11 protein-coding genes are annotated in these 16,173 nt (G+C 44.6%); 5 read left to right on the top strand and 6 right to left on the bottom strand.

Going from position 1 to position 16,173, the window contains the following annotated elements; genetic code table 11:
- Positions 1 to 78: 78 nt before the first annotated feature.
- Positions 79 to 1,497 carry an NADP-dependent phosphogluconate dehydrogenase gene (gene gndA / locus NIASO_RS12630; protein WP_008586367.1) on the bottom strand — a complete coding sequence of 473 codons (1,419 nt, stop codon included), beginning with the start codon at positions 1,495 to 1,497 and terminating at the stop codon, positions 79 to 81.
- Between the two features lie 162 nt (positions 1,498 to 1,659).
- Here gndA and NIASO_RS12625 point away from each other — a divergent pair, with 162 nt between their 5' ends.
- From NIASO_RS12625 to NIASO_RS12605, 5 genes are all read left to right on the top strand, one after another.
- On the top strand, positions 1,660 to 2,727 hold the full coding sequence (locus NIASO_RS12625; protein WP_008586365.1) for an N-acetylmuramoyl-L-alanine amidase: 1,068 nt from the start codon (positions 1,660 to 1,662) through the stop codon (positions 2,725 to 2,727).
- Between the two features lie 446 nt (positions 2,728 to 3,173).
- Positions 3,174 to 5,792: an MGH1-like glycoside hydrolase domain-containing protein gene (locus NIASO_RS12620; RefSeq protein ID WP_008586363.1), complete on the top strand. Its 2,619-nt coding sequence runs from the start codon at positions 3,174 to 3,176 to the stop codon at positions 5,790 to 5,792.
- A 767-nt stretch (positions 5,793 to 6,559) separates the two neighbouring features.
- Positions 6,560 to 8,593 carry a M13 family metallopeptidase gene (locus tag NIASO_RS12615; protein WP_008586361.1) on the top strand — a complete coding sequence of 678 codons (2,034 nt, stop codon included), beginning with the start codon at positions 6,560 to 6,562 and terminating at the stop codon, positions 8,591 to 8,593.
- Between the two features lie 279 nt (positions 8,594 to 8,872).
- A complete protein-coding gene (locus tag NIASO_RS12610) occupies positions 8,873 to 9,676 on the top strand; it encodes an HAD family hydrolase (RefSeq protein WP_008586360.1) in 804 nt (267 codons plus the stop codon).
- Positions 9,677 to 9,774: 98 nt separating this feature from the next.
- A complete protein-coding gene (locus NIASO_RS12605; protein WP_008586358.1) occupies positions 9,775 to 10,944 on the top strand; it encodes a hypothetical protein in 1,170 nt (389 codons plus the stop codon).
- An 83-nt stretch (positions 10,945 to 11,027) separates the two neighbouring features.
- Here NIASO_RS12605 and NIASO_RS12600 read toward each other — a convergent pair whose 3' ends face one another.
- The 5 genes from NIASO_RS12600 to NIASO_RS12580 form a co-directional block, all read right to left on the bottom strand.
- Positions 11,028 to 11,414, bottom strand: a complete 387-nt coding sequence (locus NIASO_RS12600; protein WP_008586356.1) for a hypothetical protein — start codon at positions 11,412 to 11,414, stop codon at positions 11,028 to 11,030.
- Between the two features lie 79 nt (positions 11,415 to 11,493).
- Positions 11,494 to 11,979 carry a Spy/CpxP family protein refolding chaperone gene (locus tag NIASO_RS12595; protein ID WP_008586354.1) on the bottom strand — a complete coding sequence of 162 codons (486 nt, stop codon included), beginning with the start codon at positions 11,977 to 11,979 and terminating at the stop codon, positions 11,494 to 11,496.
- 6 nt (positions 11,980 to 11,985) lie between these two features.
- Positions 11,986 to 12,312 (bottom strand): hypothetical protein, encoded by a 327-nt coding sequence (locus NIASO_RS12590; RefSeq protein WP_008586352.1) that lies wholly within the window; start codon positions 12,310 to 12,312, stop codon positions 11,986 to 11,988.
- A 58-nt stretch (positions 12,313 to 12,370) separates the two neighbouring features.
- Positions 12,371 to 12,979 (bottom strand): RNA polymerase sigma factor, encoded by a 609-nt coding sequence (locus NIASO_RS12585; RefSeq protein ID WP_008586350.1) that lies wholly within the window; start codon positions 12,977 to 12,979, stop codon positions 12,371 to 12,373.
- Positions 12,980 to 13,170: 191 nt separating this feature from the next.
- Complete coding sequence (locus NIASO_RS12580; protein WP_071842289.1) at positions 13,171 to 15,963, bottom strand: TonB-dependent receptor; 2,793 nt, start codon at positions 15,961 to 15,963, stop codon at positions 13,171 to 13,173.
- Positions 15,964 to 16,173: the final 210 nt, after the last annotated feature.

Genomic DNA, 16,173 nt, shown 5'->3' with positions numbered 1-16,173 from the left:
GGCTGCTGTGTTTTTATATTTTCTGTAATCTATCATATCCTATGTGCCTACGTGGTAATAGTTTAAACAACTTCGGCATTATTCCACATCAGAAGGTTTATAGTCCCAATCGGTATGAAAGATCCCTTCCTTGTCGATACGGTGATAGGTGTGCGCTCCAAACAGATCGCGCTGCGCCTGTATCAGGTTGGCCGGCAATTGCGCAAGGGTATACGCATCAAAATAATTTAGCGTAGAGGCAAAGGCCGGGGCCGGCATACCAGCGTCCATAGCGGTTTTCAGGAACTGTACTACGGCGGAACGCTTACTTTTTAATGCTTCTACAAATTGTGGCGAGCCTATAATATTTGAAAGATCGGGTCGCTTTTCGTAGGCAGTGAACAGGTCATTTAATAATGCAGAGCGGATGATACAGCCTCCCCGCCAGATCTTCACCACCGTTTTAATATCGGTTTCGTATTTGTAAGTTTCAGAGGCTTTCTTCAACAACTCCAGCCCCTGGCCATACGCAATCATAAAGGCAAAGACCAACGCATCCCTGCAAGCGATCTTCAATGCTTCGATAGCAACGCCGGTTTTTTTATTCTGATGATTATATTGTTTTGAATAGGCTACACGCGCCTCTTTCAACGAAGAAAGATAGCGCATGGAAACCGAAACATCGATCGTAGACAGCGGCACATTCAGCTCCAGGGCGCTTTGGGAGGTCCACAAGCCCGTTCCCAACTGCTCCGCTTTATCAAGGATCATATCAACGAGATCATTGCCGGTTTCCGGGTCTTTCTTTTTGAAGATCACCGAAGTGATTTCGATAAGGAAGGACTGCAACGGGCCTTTATCCCAGTCTGCGAACAGCTCAACAAACTGCTCATTGGTTACGCCCTCGTTTTTAAGCAAACCATACACTTCGCTGATCAACTGCATGATGGCGTATTCAATACCATTATGCACCATCTTTACATAGTGACCTGCTGCTGAGTGACCCATATAGGCCACACAGGGCTCACCTTCTGCCTTTGCCGCAATCGCTTCCAGGATATCCTTTACCAGGTTATAACTTTCTATATTACCGCCGGGCATCATGCTGGGACCAAAACGCGCACCATCCTCGCCACCGGAAACACCCATACCAATAAAATGAATACCGGAGTCCTGAAGGGCCAAGTATCTTCTTTCGGTATCAATAAAATGGGAGTTACCGCCATCGATCAGTATATCGCCTTTTTGCAATTGGGGTACCAGTTCATTAATCACGGCGTCTACAATTTTACCTGCCGGCACCAGTAACATAATGATCCTCGGTGTTTGCAGTTTTGCAATCAATTCCGCCGAGGACGCCGCGGTACTAACGGGTTTCCCCTTCCCGGCGTCTTCCATTATCTGCCTTTGTTTTGCATCGCGGTCATAGCCACATACTTCAAAACCATGATCAGCAACGTTTAATACCAGGTTTCTGCCCATGGTTCCCAGACCGATCATTCCAAATCTTGCTGCCATAAAAGATTTTTTATTTAAAGGTAATAAGGCATTAACGAAATCATAAAAGAAATTTCACGGCATACAATTTTAACGGGGATGCGGCGTTTTACGATGAATTTCGTTACTTTCACAAAAGGAAACGGCAATAATTAATCGATTAATAGAACGAAAAGATTAGAAATGTTTAGCAGCAAAGCACTATTCAGAATGGCGTTGTTGATGGCTGTCTTGTATTCCTGCGGCACCTCACAACCTGCCCGGCGGAACGTGTTATCTCCCGGAGCCCCTGGTTCCGTCGATAACAGATCAGGGAAACATCCCAGCCAAACCGTTTTTACCAAACCGAATCAAATAACAAAACGGCAACAGGAAGAAGAACGCAAGAAAATAAATACAACGGTAGAACGCAGGGAAGAGCCGGCTGCTGGCAGCGGAGATACGGCGTTAGCCAATGCGTCCTATAAATCTCCTTCCTATTATAAATACATTACAGACAGTATTCAGCGTACTTCCGCAAAAGCATCCTACTATAGATCTACGGAGAGCCTTTTTAAACAGATGGCGGTAGTGCCCAATCCGCAAAATCCTGCGGTTAATGCGCAATGGTATACAACCGTAAACTTTGATGCCCGCAAACCCAATTTCGTAATCCTGCATCATACCGCGCAAACAAGCGCCGAACAAACTTTGTTTACGTTCTCCATTACGCGTACGGGTGTCAGCGCTCATTTTGTTGTGGGACGGGACGGGCTTACCTACCAGATGTTGAACGAATATATGCGTGCCTGGCATGCTGGTAAAAGCCGCTGGGGCGCTATAACCGATATGAATTCCTGTAGCATCGGAATTGAAATTGATAACAACGGGGAAGAACCTTTTTCCGAGCCGCAAGTGGAATCCCTGCTGAAACTGCTGGGGTATCTTAAGAATAAATTTGGTATCCCACAAGCAAACTTTATTGGCCACGCAGATATTGCCCCGGGCCGGAAGGATGATCCCAGTAAATACTTTCCGTGGAAGCGCCTGGCGGATGCGGGTTTTGGCTATTGGTATGATTCTACCAACCTGCAGCAGCCTCCCGCAGATTTTAATGCACTGCTGGCGCTGCGGGTGATTGGTTATGATGTCAGCAACCCGGCAACAGCTATTAAATCTTTCAAACTGCATTTTGTTCAAACTGATACAACGCCGGTACTTTCGGATTATGATAAAAAGATCCTGTACAACGTGTACCTGAACTACATGTAAGAGAAAGGGCACCGCTACAAAATTTCATGGAAGGGTTTTAAATCTGCGTAAGTCCGCGGAATCCGTGAGAAAAAGGAATTGAACTGGAGAATAGCAATCGTTGTGTTGCTCACAGATTACGCGGATTATCAAAGAAGTTTTTTAAATCTGTGTAAATCTGGGAAATCCGTGAGAGAAAAAATGAATAGCGACTATTCTATTGCTCACAGATTTATTCAAACATTCCGCAGCGTCCGCTGCTCCACTGCAGCGCCGCGAGAAACTCCCTTGCTTTTTTTTAATCTTTATAAATACAGGAAATCCCCGAATGAAGCAGTCGGGCAGGTGTGAGAAAACAAATACTATAAATTCAATAAAGTATCGGCCAAATCATTTAATTTTAAAAAGATAATTTTGCACCTCTCCGTTTTTGACCGGGAGGTTTTTTATTTAATGAAAAGTTACTAATGACAGAAGAACATAAACGGCTGGCGGCAAATGCAAAAAAATCAATTCCCCTGGAGCAGTGGGGCCCTTATTTGAGCGAGCGGCAATGGGCTACGGTACGGGAAGATTATAGTCAGCATGGCGATACCTGGAATTATTTCCCTTTTGATCATGCTAACAGCAGGGCTTATTTATGGGGGGAAGACGGGTTGGCGGGTATTTCAGACTACTTTCAGAATTTATGTTTTGCCGTTGCTTTGTGGAACGGACAGGATAAAATACTGAAAGAGCGCTTGTTCGGACTGGGCAATCACCAGGGCAATCATGGAGAAGATGTAAAGGAATTATATTTCTACCTTGATAACCTGCCTACACATTATTATATGGAATACCTGTATAAGTATCCGCAGCAGGCATTTCCCTATGAGCAGCTCAAAGAAGAAAACCGCAAAAGAGGGAAAGATGAAGTGGAATATGAAATACTGGACACAGGTGTCTTCAATAACAAACAATACTTTGATGTACAGGTGACCTATGCCAAGGAAACGAGCACGGATCTTGCCATCCGCATCAACATAACTAATTTGTACAATCAACCGGCACCCGTCACCGTATTGCCATTGTTATGGTTTTATAACCGGTGGGCAAATGGTTCCAACACATCGGTTCCGGATATAGCTTATCTAAACGATCAAACGGTTCGGGCGCAACACAACCGGTTGGGCGATTATTATTTTTATTTTCAGAACGCCGATGACCGGTTGTTTACCGATAATGAAACCAATTTTGAGAAATTATTCGGTACGCCCAATGAAAGCATTTTTGTGAAGGATGCATTTCATGACGCTATTATTGAAGGGAAAAATACAGCAGCGCTAAGAGAAAGAAAACATGGAACGCGCTTTGCACCTGTGTTTGAGCGGATGGTGGGTGCCGGGGAAACCATCTCCATTTATTGCCGGCTGGCCAATGAGGAAATGGATGCCCCGTTTGATGATACCTTTATGTCACTGTTCGATAGGCGGAAGCGCGAAGCTGATGCTTATTATGAAACCATTTTTCCCAGGGGGGCCGACCGGCACCTGGCAAAAGTGCAGCGCCAGGCACTGGCAGGTTTGTTGTGGAGCAAGCAATACTACCATTATGATGTGGAACGCTGGCTCACAAAATCGGACGGCATTACGCCCATTACCCCTTCCCGGTTATATGGCAGAAACAGCAACTGGACGCATTTAAAGAACCAGGATATCATTTCGATGCCGGATAAATGGGAGTATCCCTGGTATGCCGCCTGGGATCAGTCGTTCCAATGCATATCCATGGCCGTGGTGGACCCCGTTTTTGCCAAGAACCAATTGTTGCTGTTAATGCGCGAATGGTTTATGAAGCCCGATGGCCAGCTTCCTTCTTATGAATGGAATTTTAATGACGTGAACCCACCGGTGCAGGCATGGGCGGCGCTGGAAATTTACCAGGTTGAAAAGAAGCGGACCGGGGTGGGCGACATCGACTTTCTAAAAAAAGTATTCAATAAACTTACGATCAACTTTACCTGGTGGATCAATCGTAAGGACCTGAAGGGCGATAATATTTTCGAAGGTGGCTTTCTGGGGCTGGATAATATCGGCGTATTTAACCGCAGTTATCACGACAAAGGGGAGATGCAGTTGGAACAAGCCGATGGTACCAGTTGGATGGGGATCTATGCGTTGAATATGATGGATATTGCGCTCGAAATTGCCGTACAGGATCCTGCTTTTGAAGATATGGTGACCAAGTTTTTTGAACATTTTGTGCTGATTGCAGAGGCGCTGAATGAGCATGTGCTGTGGAATGATGAAGACCAGTTTTTTTACGATGTGCTTTGCATCAGAGATGCGTCGCCGGCACCCTTAAAGATCCGTTCCATCGTGGGACTTACTTCTATCTATGCCGTAAGTGTGATCAGCAAGAATGTATTTGAAAAACTGCCCGATTTTAAAAAACGGTTCGAATGGTTCAAGAACTACAGGTTAAAGAATGACCTGTTCTGGCCCAATGAAGAAAAAGGTAACGGAGAAGAAATGCTGATGTCACTAGTGCAAAGCGATCGGCTGGAGGCATTGCTCAGAAGGCTTTTGGACGAAACAGAGTTTTTGTCTCCCGGCGGGATCAGGGCCTTGTCGAAATATCATGAAGCCAACCCCTATTCGGTTACGATCAACGGGGACGTGCATTCCATACGCTATGACCCCGGAGATTCTACGTCCGATATGTTCGGCGGCAACTCCAACTGGCGCGGCCCGGTCTGGATCCCGATAAATTTTATAATTATTCAATCAATAAGAAGGTTGGGGAATTTTTATCATGATGCGTTCACAATGGAATATCCCACCGGATCAGGTAATAAAATGAATCTTTTTGCTATTTCAAAGGAACTATCAAAAAGGGTCATCAGTCTTTTTCAAAAGACCCCTGCCGGAGAACGACCTGTTTATGGGGAATATAATTGGTTTTTTAATCTTCCCGAAAACGAGGACCTGATCCTGTTTTACGAATATTATAATGGCGATTCCGGCCGCGGCCTGGGAGCCAGCCATCAAACAGGCTGGTCGGCCCTGGTTGCTGAAATGATCAGCGAGCTGGTTGATAAAGAGTAAGACCTGTGAGGTTTTCCAAAACCTTACAGGTCTTACATAAAAAAGCATCGCGTTTTTGTTTCCATCCCGGTTTCCCGGTCTGTCACTTACTAACCCGATGCTTTTTAATAGCTTCTGCTTTGTCGCCGCTTCAATTTCACAGCAAGGCATCGTTCTCAACAAGAACAACACATTTACGCCGCAAAATACACAGCCACAGGCAAGGCTTCCGCTGTTTTTTGCTTACCATTTCAGGCGACTGGCAACATCTCTGGCTAAGCGCTTCGGTGTATCGCTACACTTTTGCAAATTATCCTTCGGTGCACTGTCTTTCCTTTCCAGAATAAGCAGGAGACAACTGCTTCTGACAGCATTTCAATCCAGTCACCCGGTTGCGCTTTTTACAGCATAACCTTGTGCCATTTTTTGATTGAAATCCTTTTATTGCCAAAGAGCGTGCCGATGCTTTTTTTGAAAATGCTACTACAATCTTTTCAGAACATAATTGCTTTCATCAATTGCTCTTTGAAGATACTAACCGAAAATGCCCTTTTCCAAATTTCCCGGCCAGTTCTTATGCAGTTGTTGTGAACAGGGTAATGCACATTATTTTCGGGTTATACACTCTAATACACATTTGTAAGGGGGTTATCAACAGGGAACCGCACCCTGTCCACTGTAATGATGCATTTTAGGCCGGCATCGCCCGGCGATCTCTTGAAAAAATTAAACAGGTATGCAAATGCTGTTGAATTTTTTTTATTTTCACGCCCAAATTCAGTAGTTATATGATTAAAATATCAAAAACAAGCATTTTGGGGGCTTGTCTTATGTTTTCCTGTGCGACCACCCTTGCGCAGCAAAAACAAAAATTTATCGACCCTGCCAATATGGACCGCTCGGTAAAACCTGGCAACGATTTTTATGAATACGCCAGCGGTACCTGGGTTAAAAATAATCCCGTACCGGCAAAAGAAACCCGCTGGGGAAGCTTTAACGTATTGCGCGATTTTAATATTAACGCCGTAAAATCGATCCTGGAAAAAGCAAGCGCCGATAAAAATGCACCTGCCGGATCGGTTGAAAAACGCGTAGGGGATTTTTATGCGGCAGCTATGGACAGTGCCACCATTGAAAAACTCGGATACACACCCATAAAGGCAGACCTTGCCGCTATTGATGGCATCCGGTCAATTGACGATGTGCTGAAAACAATGAACTATTTGCGCAGGAGTGGTATTGCTTCCGCGCTTTACGGGTTTTATGTGGGCCAGGACAAAAAGAATGTGGAAGTAATGATCCCGCAGTTAAGCCAGGGCGGTACTTCTTTGCCCGACCGCGATAATTATTTAAAAGATGACAAACGTTCTGTAGAGATAAGAGCCGCCTATGCAAAATATATTACCACGCTTTTTAGCTTAACCGGTACCGGCGAAACCACCGCTGCTGCAAATGCAGCTACGATTTTTGCAATGGAAAAACAATTGGCACAAGCACAATTAAGCCGGGTGGAAATGCGGGATGCGTACAAAACCTATAACAAGTTTTTCGTTGATGACCTTTCTAAAACCACACCGGGATTAGACTGGAAAACAACTTTAGCGGAGCTGAACGTAAAAGGGCAAGACAGTGTGCTGGTGAATAACCCCGCCTTTTTTGTTACCGCAGCACAATTATTACGCTCCACCCCGCTAAACGACTGGAAGGTATATTTAAAATGGAGCATATTGAAGAATGCGGCTTCAAAGCTCAGTTCTTCTTTTGTAAAGGCAAATTTTGCATTCAGCCAGGCGCTTTCAGGCCAAAAAATACAAACGCCCCGCTGGCAGCGGATGTCTTCTTTAACGGATAACAGTATCGGAGAACTGTTGGGCCAGCTTTATGTAAAAGAATATTTCAAGCCGGCGGCAAAAGCCCGTATGGAGGAACTGGTGGCGAACCTGAGGAAAGCATTCGCCGTCAGGATAAAAAGCCTGGACTGGATGTCCGAAGGAACCAAACAAAAAGCATTGGCAAAACTGGCGGCTTTCCATCCGAAGATTGCTTACCCCGATAAATGGGAGAATTATGATGGCCTGGTTATTAACCGGAATACCTTTTTTCATAACATCAGGAATGTTGACGCGTGGGATTATAATTTTATGATCAATAAGCTGGGAAAGCCTGTTGACCGTACCCGCTGGGGGATGACGCCACCTACCGTGAATGCCTATTATAATGCCACACTCAATGAAATTGTTTTTCCCGCCGGTATTTTGCAGTTTCCGTTCTTTGATCCGGATGCAGATGACGCCGTAAACTACGGAGGCATAGGGGCGGTTATCGGGCATGAAATGTCGCACGGCTTTGACGATAACGGCAGCAAATATGATGCGGACGGAACGCTCCGGAACTGGTGGACCGATGCCGACAGAAAAAAATTCGATGCCAAAGCCGCTGCCTTGGCCGCACAATTTGATGGATACACCGTGCTGGATACGATTCATGTAAATGGGAAATTAACTTTAGGAGAAAACATTGGTGATCTGGGCGGACTGAATGTAGCGTATGAAGCCTTTAAAATGACCAAAGAAGGGCAGTCGAATGAAAAAATAGACGGATTTACACCCGATCAGCGGTTCTTCCTGTCCTGGGCACAGGTGTGGCGTGGTAACATCCTGCCCGAATCCGCAGCACAACTGATTTTAACAGACCCGCATGCTCCCGGCGGGTACCGGACAATAGGGCCAATTGTGAATATGGACGCCTGGTACAAGGCCTTTGATGTGCAACCCGGCGAAAAATTATATAAGAAACCGGAGGACCGCATCCGGATCTGGTAGCAGGCTTTAAGTGGAATAGAACCGGGAGGCGGTAAGATGCTGGTTGAGGACCATCGTCTTACCGCCTTTTCGCATAGGCGTATGATAAGTTCACCTAATGTTACATTCAGGGGGAGTGTACTATGGCTCCAAAGGAGCCCTGTGTTTATAGCGTCATTATGATGTGTCGCATCGGCTCCGTAGGACGCCGCGTAAATATGGGCATCCCGCCCTGCGGAATGGTTCAATTCCATTCCCATTTGATCACATTGCCTGATTTTGTCTAAATTTATCGGCGTTATGGTAAAATTGATTGTTACAGACCTGGATGGTTCCTTACTCAATGATAAAAAAGAACTACCTGCGGATTTTTGGAAAATAGAAAAAGTATTGCGGGAAAGGGACGTTGTGTTTTGCATTGCAAGCGGCCGGCCGCATCACAATCTCGTTAATTTATTTAAGCCGATAAGCGCCCATACCTATTTCCTGTCGGATAATGGCAGTTATGTTACTTATGGTGAAGAAGCATTGTTGGTTAAAACGCTTGATTCCCAAATAGTTAAAACGCTTACTATCGCATCCCGGGGCCTTACCGATGTATACCCGGTACTTTGCGGGATGGACAAAGCCTATATGGAAAACCATAATGACGCATTGTTGAGCCAGGCCCTGCAATATTATCAATCTTACCAGATCGTGGAAGACCTTACAAAGGTTGCCGAACCGATCCTGAAAGTGTCTCTTTGCGATTTACAAAATGCAGAAACAAACAGCTATCCGCACTTCAGGAAATATGAGAAGGACTATAAAGTAGCCGTAGCCGGCGAACGTTGGCTGGATTTTACGGCTTTTGACGCCAATAAAGGGGCGGCGGTGCAGCTCCTGCAGCAACGGCTGGGTGTGGGCTATGCCGAAACCATGGTTTTGGGCGACTATTTAAACGACCTGGAAATGATGGGGGTTGCCAAATATAGTTTTGCAATGAAAAATGCCCATCCGGGAATTATTGCAGCGGCTTCTTTTATAACAGAAGCGGATAATAACTATAACGGAGTATTAAGGGCCGTTGACAGTTTGCTACAGCTAAAACATAATTTTTCGTAAAACTTAAAAAACAGTGCAGTATACACAATAAAAAGACAGCTAAAAGCGATATTAAGAGTTGTATATGATCTGCTTGCGGCTAAACTTTTTTTGAGGTAATGAAATCAGTTGTTTTTGTTTTTTTTCTGGTCTGTTCGCTGTTCGCCAACGCTCAGGCGCCCCGGCTGCAACAACAATTCAGTTGGTCTCAAAACAACCATATTATTCAAACAGTGGAAATCAGCGCCAAAGGCGATCAGATCGTTTTTGTAAAACGGATTAATCCTAATGATTCGGCTGCGTTGAAAAACCGGTTTAGGGAGGACGGAACCACGGAAAACTTGTTGCCCGGCAAAAAAGATTCACTTCGCATTGGCGACCCGGTTATAAGCCTGATAAAACTGTCAAGCAAACATTTAACGTTGATCGACTACGGATGGTCGCCCCATCTGGCGCCGGGAGGAGGCCGGGTGGCATACGCGCATCAACTACAGCCTGTTACCGGTAAAAAGATCACAGCGGCAACGTTAATTGGAAACGAGATCAAGGTATTTTCACTAAAAGATAAAAAAATACAAACGGTAGCGGCTCCGCCGGCGAGAGGTTTTTTACTGGACCCGGTGTTTACTGATTCTGCCACCATCCTTTATAAAACCGGAGACGCCGTAAACGGTCCGTATGCCGGCGCTATTGCACTGCACCGGCTGCACCTGCTCACAAAAAAAACCGAGCTGCTCCGGAGTGCGAGGATCCGGCACAGGCTTTATGACCTGGTAGGTAATATTTATGGGACCGGAAATAATTATGCTTACGTGGTCTACAGTCCGCAGGACTCAACATCGGGGTTGGCAAGCGAATATGAACACCTGTTATTGCATGAAAAGGATACGGTACAGGATTTTGGGATCAGGCGGTTTACCAACCTGGATTTCAAATTTGCGGTATTGCCGGAGAGAAAACTGGTGTATTTGGATGATAACCATTTGATGACTGATGACACCAGCTATATTGTATATTTTGAAAAGGGAAAAACCCTGTCAAAAAAGCCCATCAATTTTGACTTTACAAAAGCCTGGCTAAGCCCCGATGGCAGTTATATGGCTTACCTGGATAGCAGCGCTTCCTGTTATGTATTGCGTTTACGTGATTTTTCACGGACCCAGGTGCCTCTCCCCAAAAAAGAAATATACTCCCTCACCTGGTCCGATAGCGGGCAACAACTGGCCATTGTTCAGGAACATCCGAAAATGCCGAAAACGGATATGTTGTATTTATTTACGGTGGAATGATACCGGATGTTCGATGCTGGATGCTGGGTTCTCGATGCTTGTTCATCTAGTATCCAGCAACCAGAAACCAACATCAAAAAGAATTATTTCTTCCGTAGTGATGGTTCAATGGAGTTTTTCCATTTCTTAAATTCATCATCGCTCAATATCTTCTTCAGACGGTTATCCCGGTCGGTAAAAAGATTTTCGTTTTGCTTACGGACGCTCTGGTAGTCCTGGTGCTGCAGCCCCTGGGCCAGCGGGGAAGAAGGGCCCTGGATATTATTGCGCAACTTTTCCTGGGCGCCATAAAAATCCGTAAAAATACTTTCCAGGCTACTTCTTTTCGTCTTTTCCGGTTTAATGGCCTCATCAAATTTTTCTAAGGTAGCCGATACCTTATCGCTAACGGATTCCTTTTGCGCCAGTGCTGGTTGTGAAACACATAGAAAAAGTCCTATAACCAGGATTAATCTCAATCTTGCTCTCATGTTACTAAATTATATTAAAAACCCGGAGTTGTCAACCCATAGAGGCTTTCTACCTGCACATAGGTTGCAAGAGACCCTATTATTTAGGCGGAGGCCCGCCCACCGGGCGGCCGGGGCGACCCTGTCTGATGATTTTTTTCATCAGGGAATCATATTTAGGCATTTGCTCTGGTGTGCAGATCTGTCTGGTTTCTTTAAAATGCCTGAATGTGTTGATCTCTACTCCTTTCTGAAGCTTGGCAATAGAGTCTGCCAGGAGGATAACGGCACTATCCGATACGGAAGTTTCTTTGGTAAGATCAAAAAGCGCCTGTTTTATTCTGCGGATATGTTCCATATCTGCTTTGGCAGCGGCCCAGCTTTTTTCCTTTAGTACATTAAATTGTTTTATCTGATCGTCGGAAAAACCAACTTCCTTTCGCAGGGCGCTGGTAAACCCATCTTTTTTATGATCCTGCGGCCCCCGTTTTAAAAAAACGAAAGTGTACACCAGTAAAGCGATATTGGTAATTAACAGGATAATAATTACAAATATTAAGGATTTGCTTCGCGAGGTACTGTTCATTTCTTTTTATCTGTTTAAATCGTAACTGGTGTAGGATGCCAAAATAGAGTTCTCGTTCTGCAGGATCTCGGCAGTAGAATTGGCGCTTATTATTGTTTCTTCCTGTTTGGTATCCGAATGAATCATGAAAAATAAATTGGTGCCAATAATAGTGATAAAGCAGCAGGCGATCACCAGGGGCCTGGCAATAAAAGCACCTGCTTTTGTCCAGAAATTGGCCTCTTCATTGTTCAGCCGGGCCATGACTCTTGTATACATAAAAGGGCGAGCCTCAGCCTTTTGAATGCCATCGAAGCTGTTTAATATGTCTTCTATGTTATTGTTATTATCCATGTGTAAACACATTTTAGAATAATTGGATCACAAGTTATTTTAAAAAATTTAGGACTACTCAATCATTTGACGTTTTTTTTTCTGTTTTCTTTTCGGGGCTATAGTTATATCCCTTTTCCAATATTTTCCGGAGATTGTTTTTTGCCCGGTGCAATAATGATTCGATTGAAGAAACCGATGTTTGAAGCACGGCGCTTACTTCCTGGTAACTTAACCCCTCTACTTTATTTAATAAAAATGCAACTTTTTGATTTTCAGGAAGTTGATCGATTGCCTGAAACAAAATGGATGCATTTTCCTTTTTATCGTATACCACGCCGGGGTGTTGAAAATCCGGCGGGTTGATGACAATTTCGCTATCGTCTCCAAAAATGCTGCGGACAAACCCGAACCGTTTTTTTCGCTTTTTTTTTCGCTCAAAATCCAGGGACTTGGTGGTTGCAATCCGGTAGATCCAGGTGGAAAGTTTGGATTCTCCCTTAAAAGCCCCGATGGACTGGTACACCTGCACAAACACATCCTGGGCAATGTCTTCGGCGTCTTCTTCGCTCCTTACAATGGACAGGCAGGTATTGTATACCATGTTCTGGTAGCTGTCAACAACGTGTTTGAACGCCGTTTCGCTGCCTTCTTTGAGTTCCTGTACCAGTTTTTCTTCACTGAGCAATGTAAATAACAGTTATTCCGGCACGATATTACTAAAAAAAGCGGAGAAGGAACACCATTGCTATGCTGCGTCAAAAACATTTTAACACTGGGCCCGCCGCGATGCTATCGCTGCATTTCAAAAATTGTCTGCAGATCAGCCTTTGCATGTTCGTGCCCGGAGGCGATCAGGCAAAGAATGTTTTATCTTCCCTAAAACATTGGCCCGCCGCCGCCTCTTCCGAAGCCACCGCCACCACCGCGTGGCCCGTCGCGCCATTCCCGGTGACGGAATTCACCATCAGAAGAAGACGCTTTGCCTTTACCTATATTTTTCAGCTTATACGTAAATGTAAGCATAAAATATTGTTGTAACACGCGGGTGTTGGCGTCTGTAATAGAATTATCAGCCGTTCCGATGGTTCGGGTAATACTTTGATTTTGTTTCAAGATGTCAAAGGCCGATAACCGCAACTCCGCTGCCCTGTTTTTAAGGAATTTTTTACCAACAGCCGCGTTCCAAAGCCAGAAATGCGTATCGTAGCCTTGTGATAACCCGCTGTAGATCTGTGAAGTAAGATCGTTCTGGATAAACCACCCGTTTTTGGACAACAGGTTCAATTGTACGCCCGGCGCCTGGTTGATATAATTGGTTCTGGAAGCAGATCCCCTGCTATTCAGATTGCTGCTGGAATTATAGTAATTGGTATTGTAGGATAAATTGAAGTCAACATACTCACTTATATTACTGCTAAGCGTAATACCCCCGCTGTAATTGTTGGTAGTAGTATTGCCAATATTATCATTAAAAGAGCCGGGGGTGGTGGCATAGCTATAACCACCGGTCAGGTTCAGGTTCGTTTTTATGAATTTAAGTGGCATAGAATAAATAAAGAACGAGTTGAGGCTTTTGTACCCGTTTAAGTTGATCGGTTTGGTATAGGTAATACCTTCTTTAAGGGTAGTAGCATTAACAATATAATCATTAGCGGTCCTGAACATGATGTTGGCAATAAAGCTTTTGCTGGTTTTGGTATTGGTATAAGTGTAGCGTAAGGCTCCAAAATTGGTATACGATTGTTTCAGATTGGGATTACCTGCAGAAATGTACAATTTATTGGTACTGTCCACAATATCCTGCAATTGGCTGATGGACGGGAAATCAGTGCTGGCGCGGTAGAACACGCGGATATTGCTGTATAACCCGATCTTTTTCATCCAGCGCAGGTTGGGCAGAAAGGAGGTGAAAGACTGGCCAACTGAGCCCGGAACGGGATACACGCGGTCGCTGATCAATCTTGAATTCTGAACATTTACGCCCACAAAAAACTGGTTATCGCGGCCCCGGCCCAACCGGTAATTAACGCCCCCGTTATTGGTAAGGACCTGGTTTTTAAAGGTATTGGATAATCCAGGATTAAAAAGCGTATAATCCGTTCCGTCGTAATCGTAGGTTTTTTTATCAGCCTGGTTCTTTTGCACGCCGGTGGTATATTCAAATTCAAGCATTCCTTTTTGACCGATGGGTTCTGTATAGGAAAGGCGGCCGCTGATATTGGACCCTTTGGTCGGATTATTTATATAACGATTTGCGTCCGTAATAGAATTCTTTTTATAGTCGATGGTATATTGCTGATTGTAACTATTGCCTTCATTTTCGGTATAGGTTGTTTGAAAAGAAGCGGAAAGGGTCCGGCCCCTTTTGCCAAAAGAGTGGCGGTACATTAAATTGTTCCCGATATTATAACCATCCCGGTGATAACTACCATTGGCTAACTGATAGTTTATGGAATCGCCTTTGTTATCTATAGATTGTGTAAGATCATGACTGGTTCCATTGTAATTCTGAATTCCAATTGACGGAATAATAAAAATACTGTTACTGGAATCGATCTGGTATTCCAGCCGCATATTAAACCGGTGATTATTGTTATTGGACGATGAGGTGCTGTTATCATAGGTGAACTGGGTAGAGTCCGTACCAAGCGGCGTTTGTTTCACGCTGTTGGAAGTAGTAAGGTTATTGGCGTTATTAAATACATAGCTGGCGCTGACATTGATCTTCTTTCCCCATTTGTCGCTATAGTTAATGCCAAACATATTTACCTTATTAATGCCGGAAGGCTGGCCGCTACCGCCGCCGCGTCCCCCGCGTCCTCCACCGCCACCCAATACGCCCAACAGGTCCTGGTCGCTGAAGTTTTTGGCATTGATATTATTGAAGTTGCCCACAACGGAGATCCGCCGGTCGCCATTGAAGATATTGATATTACCACCGGCGTTATAGGTATTATTCGTACCCAGGCCGCCAAAGATTTTACCAAACTGGGCTTCACGCATGCCGCTGCCTCTGGTTACAATATTTATTGCTTTAACCGAGTTTCCGTCGTCAAAGCCGGTTAACTGGGCCTGGTCGCTCATGCGGTCATATAACTGGATTTTATCAACCACATCGGCCGGAAGATTCCGGATGGCCATGGTAGCATCATTGCCAAAGAAGTCTTTTCCATCCACGGTCACTTTTTTTACCGACTCGCCATGACCGGTCACATTACCATTCTTGTCTACTGTTATCCCCGGCATTTTTTTAATCAGGTCTTCCACTGTGGCGTCCGGGTTGGTTTTGTACTGGTTGGCGCTAAACTGGGTGGTATCTCCCTTTTGAACTACCGGAGGCGCCGAAGCAACCACTACAACACCCGCCAGCGTAGTGGTTTTCTTGGGAATATAAACATCACCCAGGTCAACATCCGGCATGCTGTCCTTAAGCGCCACATTTTGCTCCAGGTTCTCAAACCCCACAGAAGTGGCTTTTAAGATATAGCTACCCATAGAAAGATTGCTAAATAAGAACTTCCCCTCTTTATCGGAAACCGTGGTTGCTTTTACACTTGAATCCCCGGCATTTTTCAATTGAACGGTAGCGCCGCCAACCGTAGTGCCTTCCACCGGGTCCATTAAAGTTCCTCTTACAGATTGAGCGTTGGTTACAAAGCCTGTTATCATCAACACAAATAAAATTCCAAAATGCCGCATAATTTTCGTTAATAGGTACATAAGGGCATTGGACGTTTAAAAAACAGTAAACTTTCGTCCTTTACTTTTGTTATTGTGCAAAATTGAAATGATAATGCCTGTTTTTTTAACAAATACGCATTAAACAGGCCAATTTGTGTATAAAACCCGTCTTTTAGTCTGAGTTTAAAAAAATGTCGT

Origin of the sequence: Niabella soli DSM 19437 (assembly GCF_000243115.2) — a bacterium.
In the GTDB taxonomy this organism is placed as follows: domain Bacteria; phylum Bacteroidota; class Bacteroidia; order Chitinophagales; family Chitinophagaceae; genus Niabella; species Niabella soli.
This window is presented reverse-complemented; position numbering and strand designations above follow the sequence as displayed.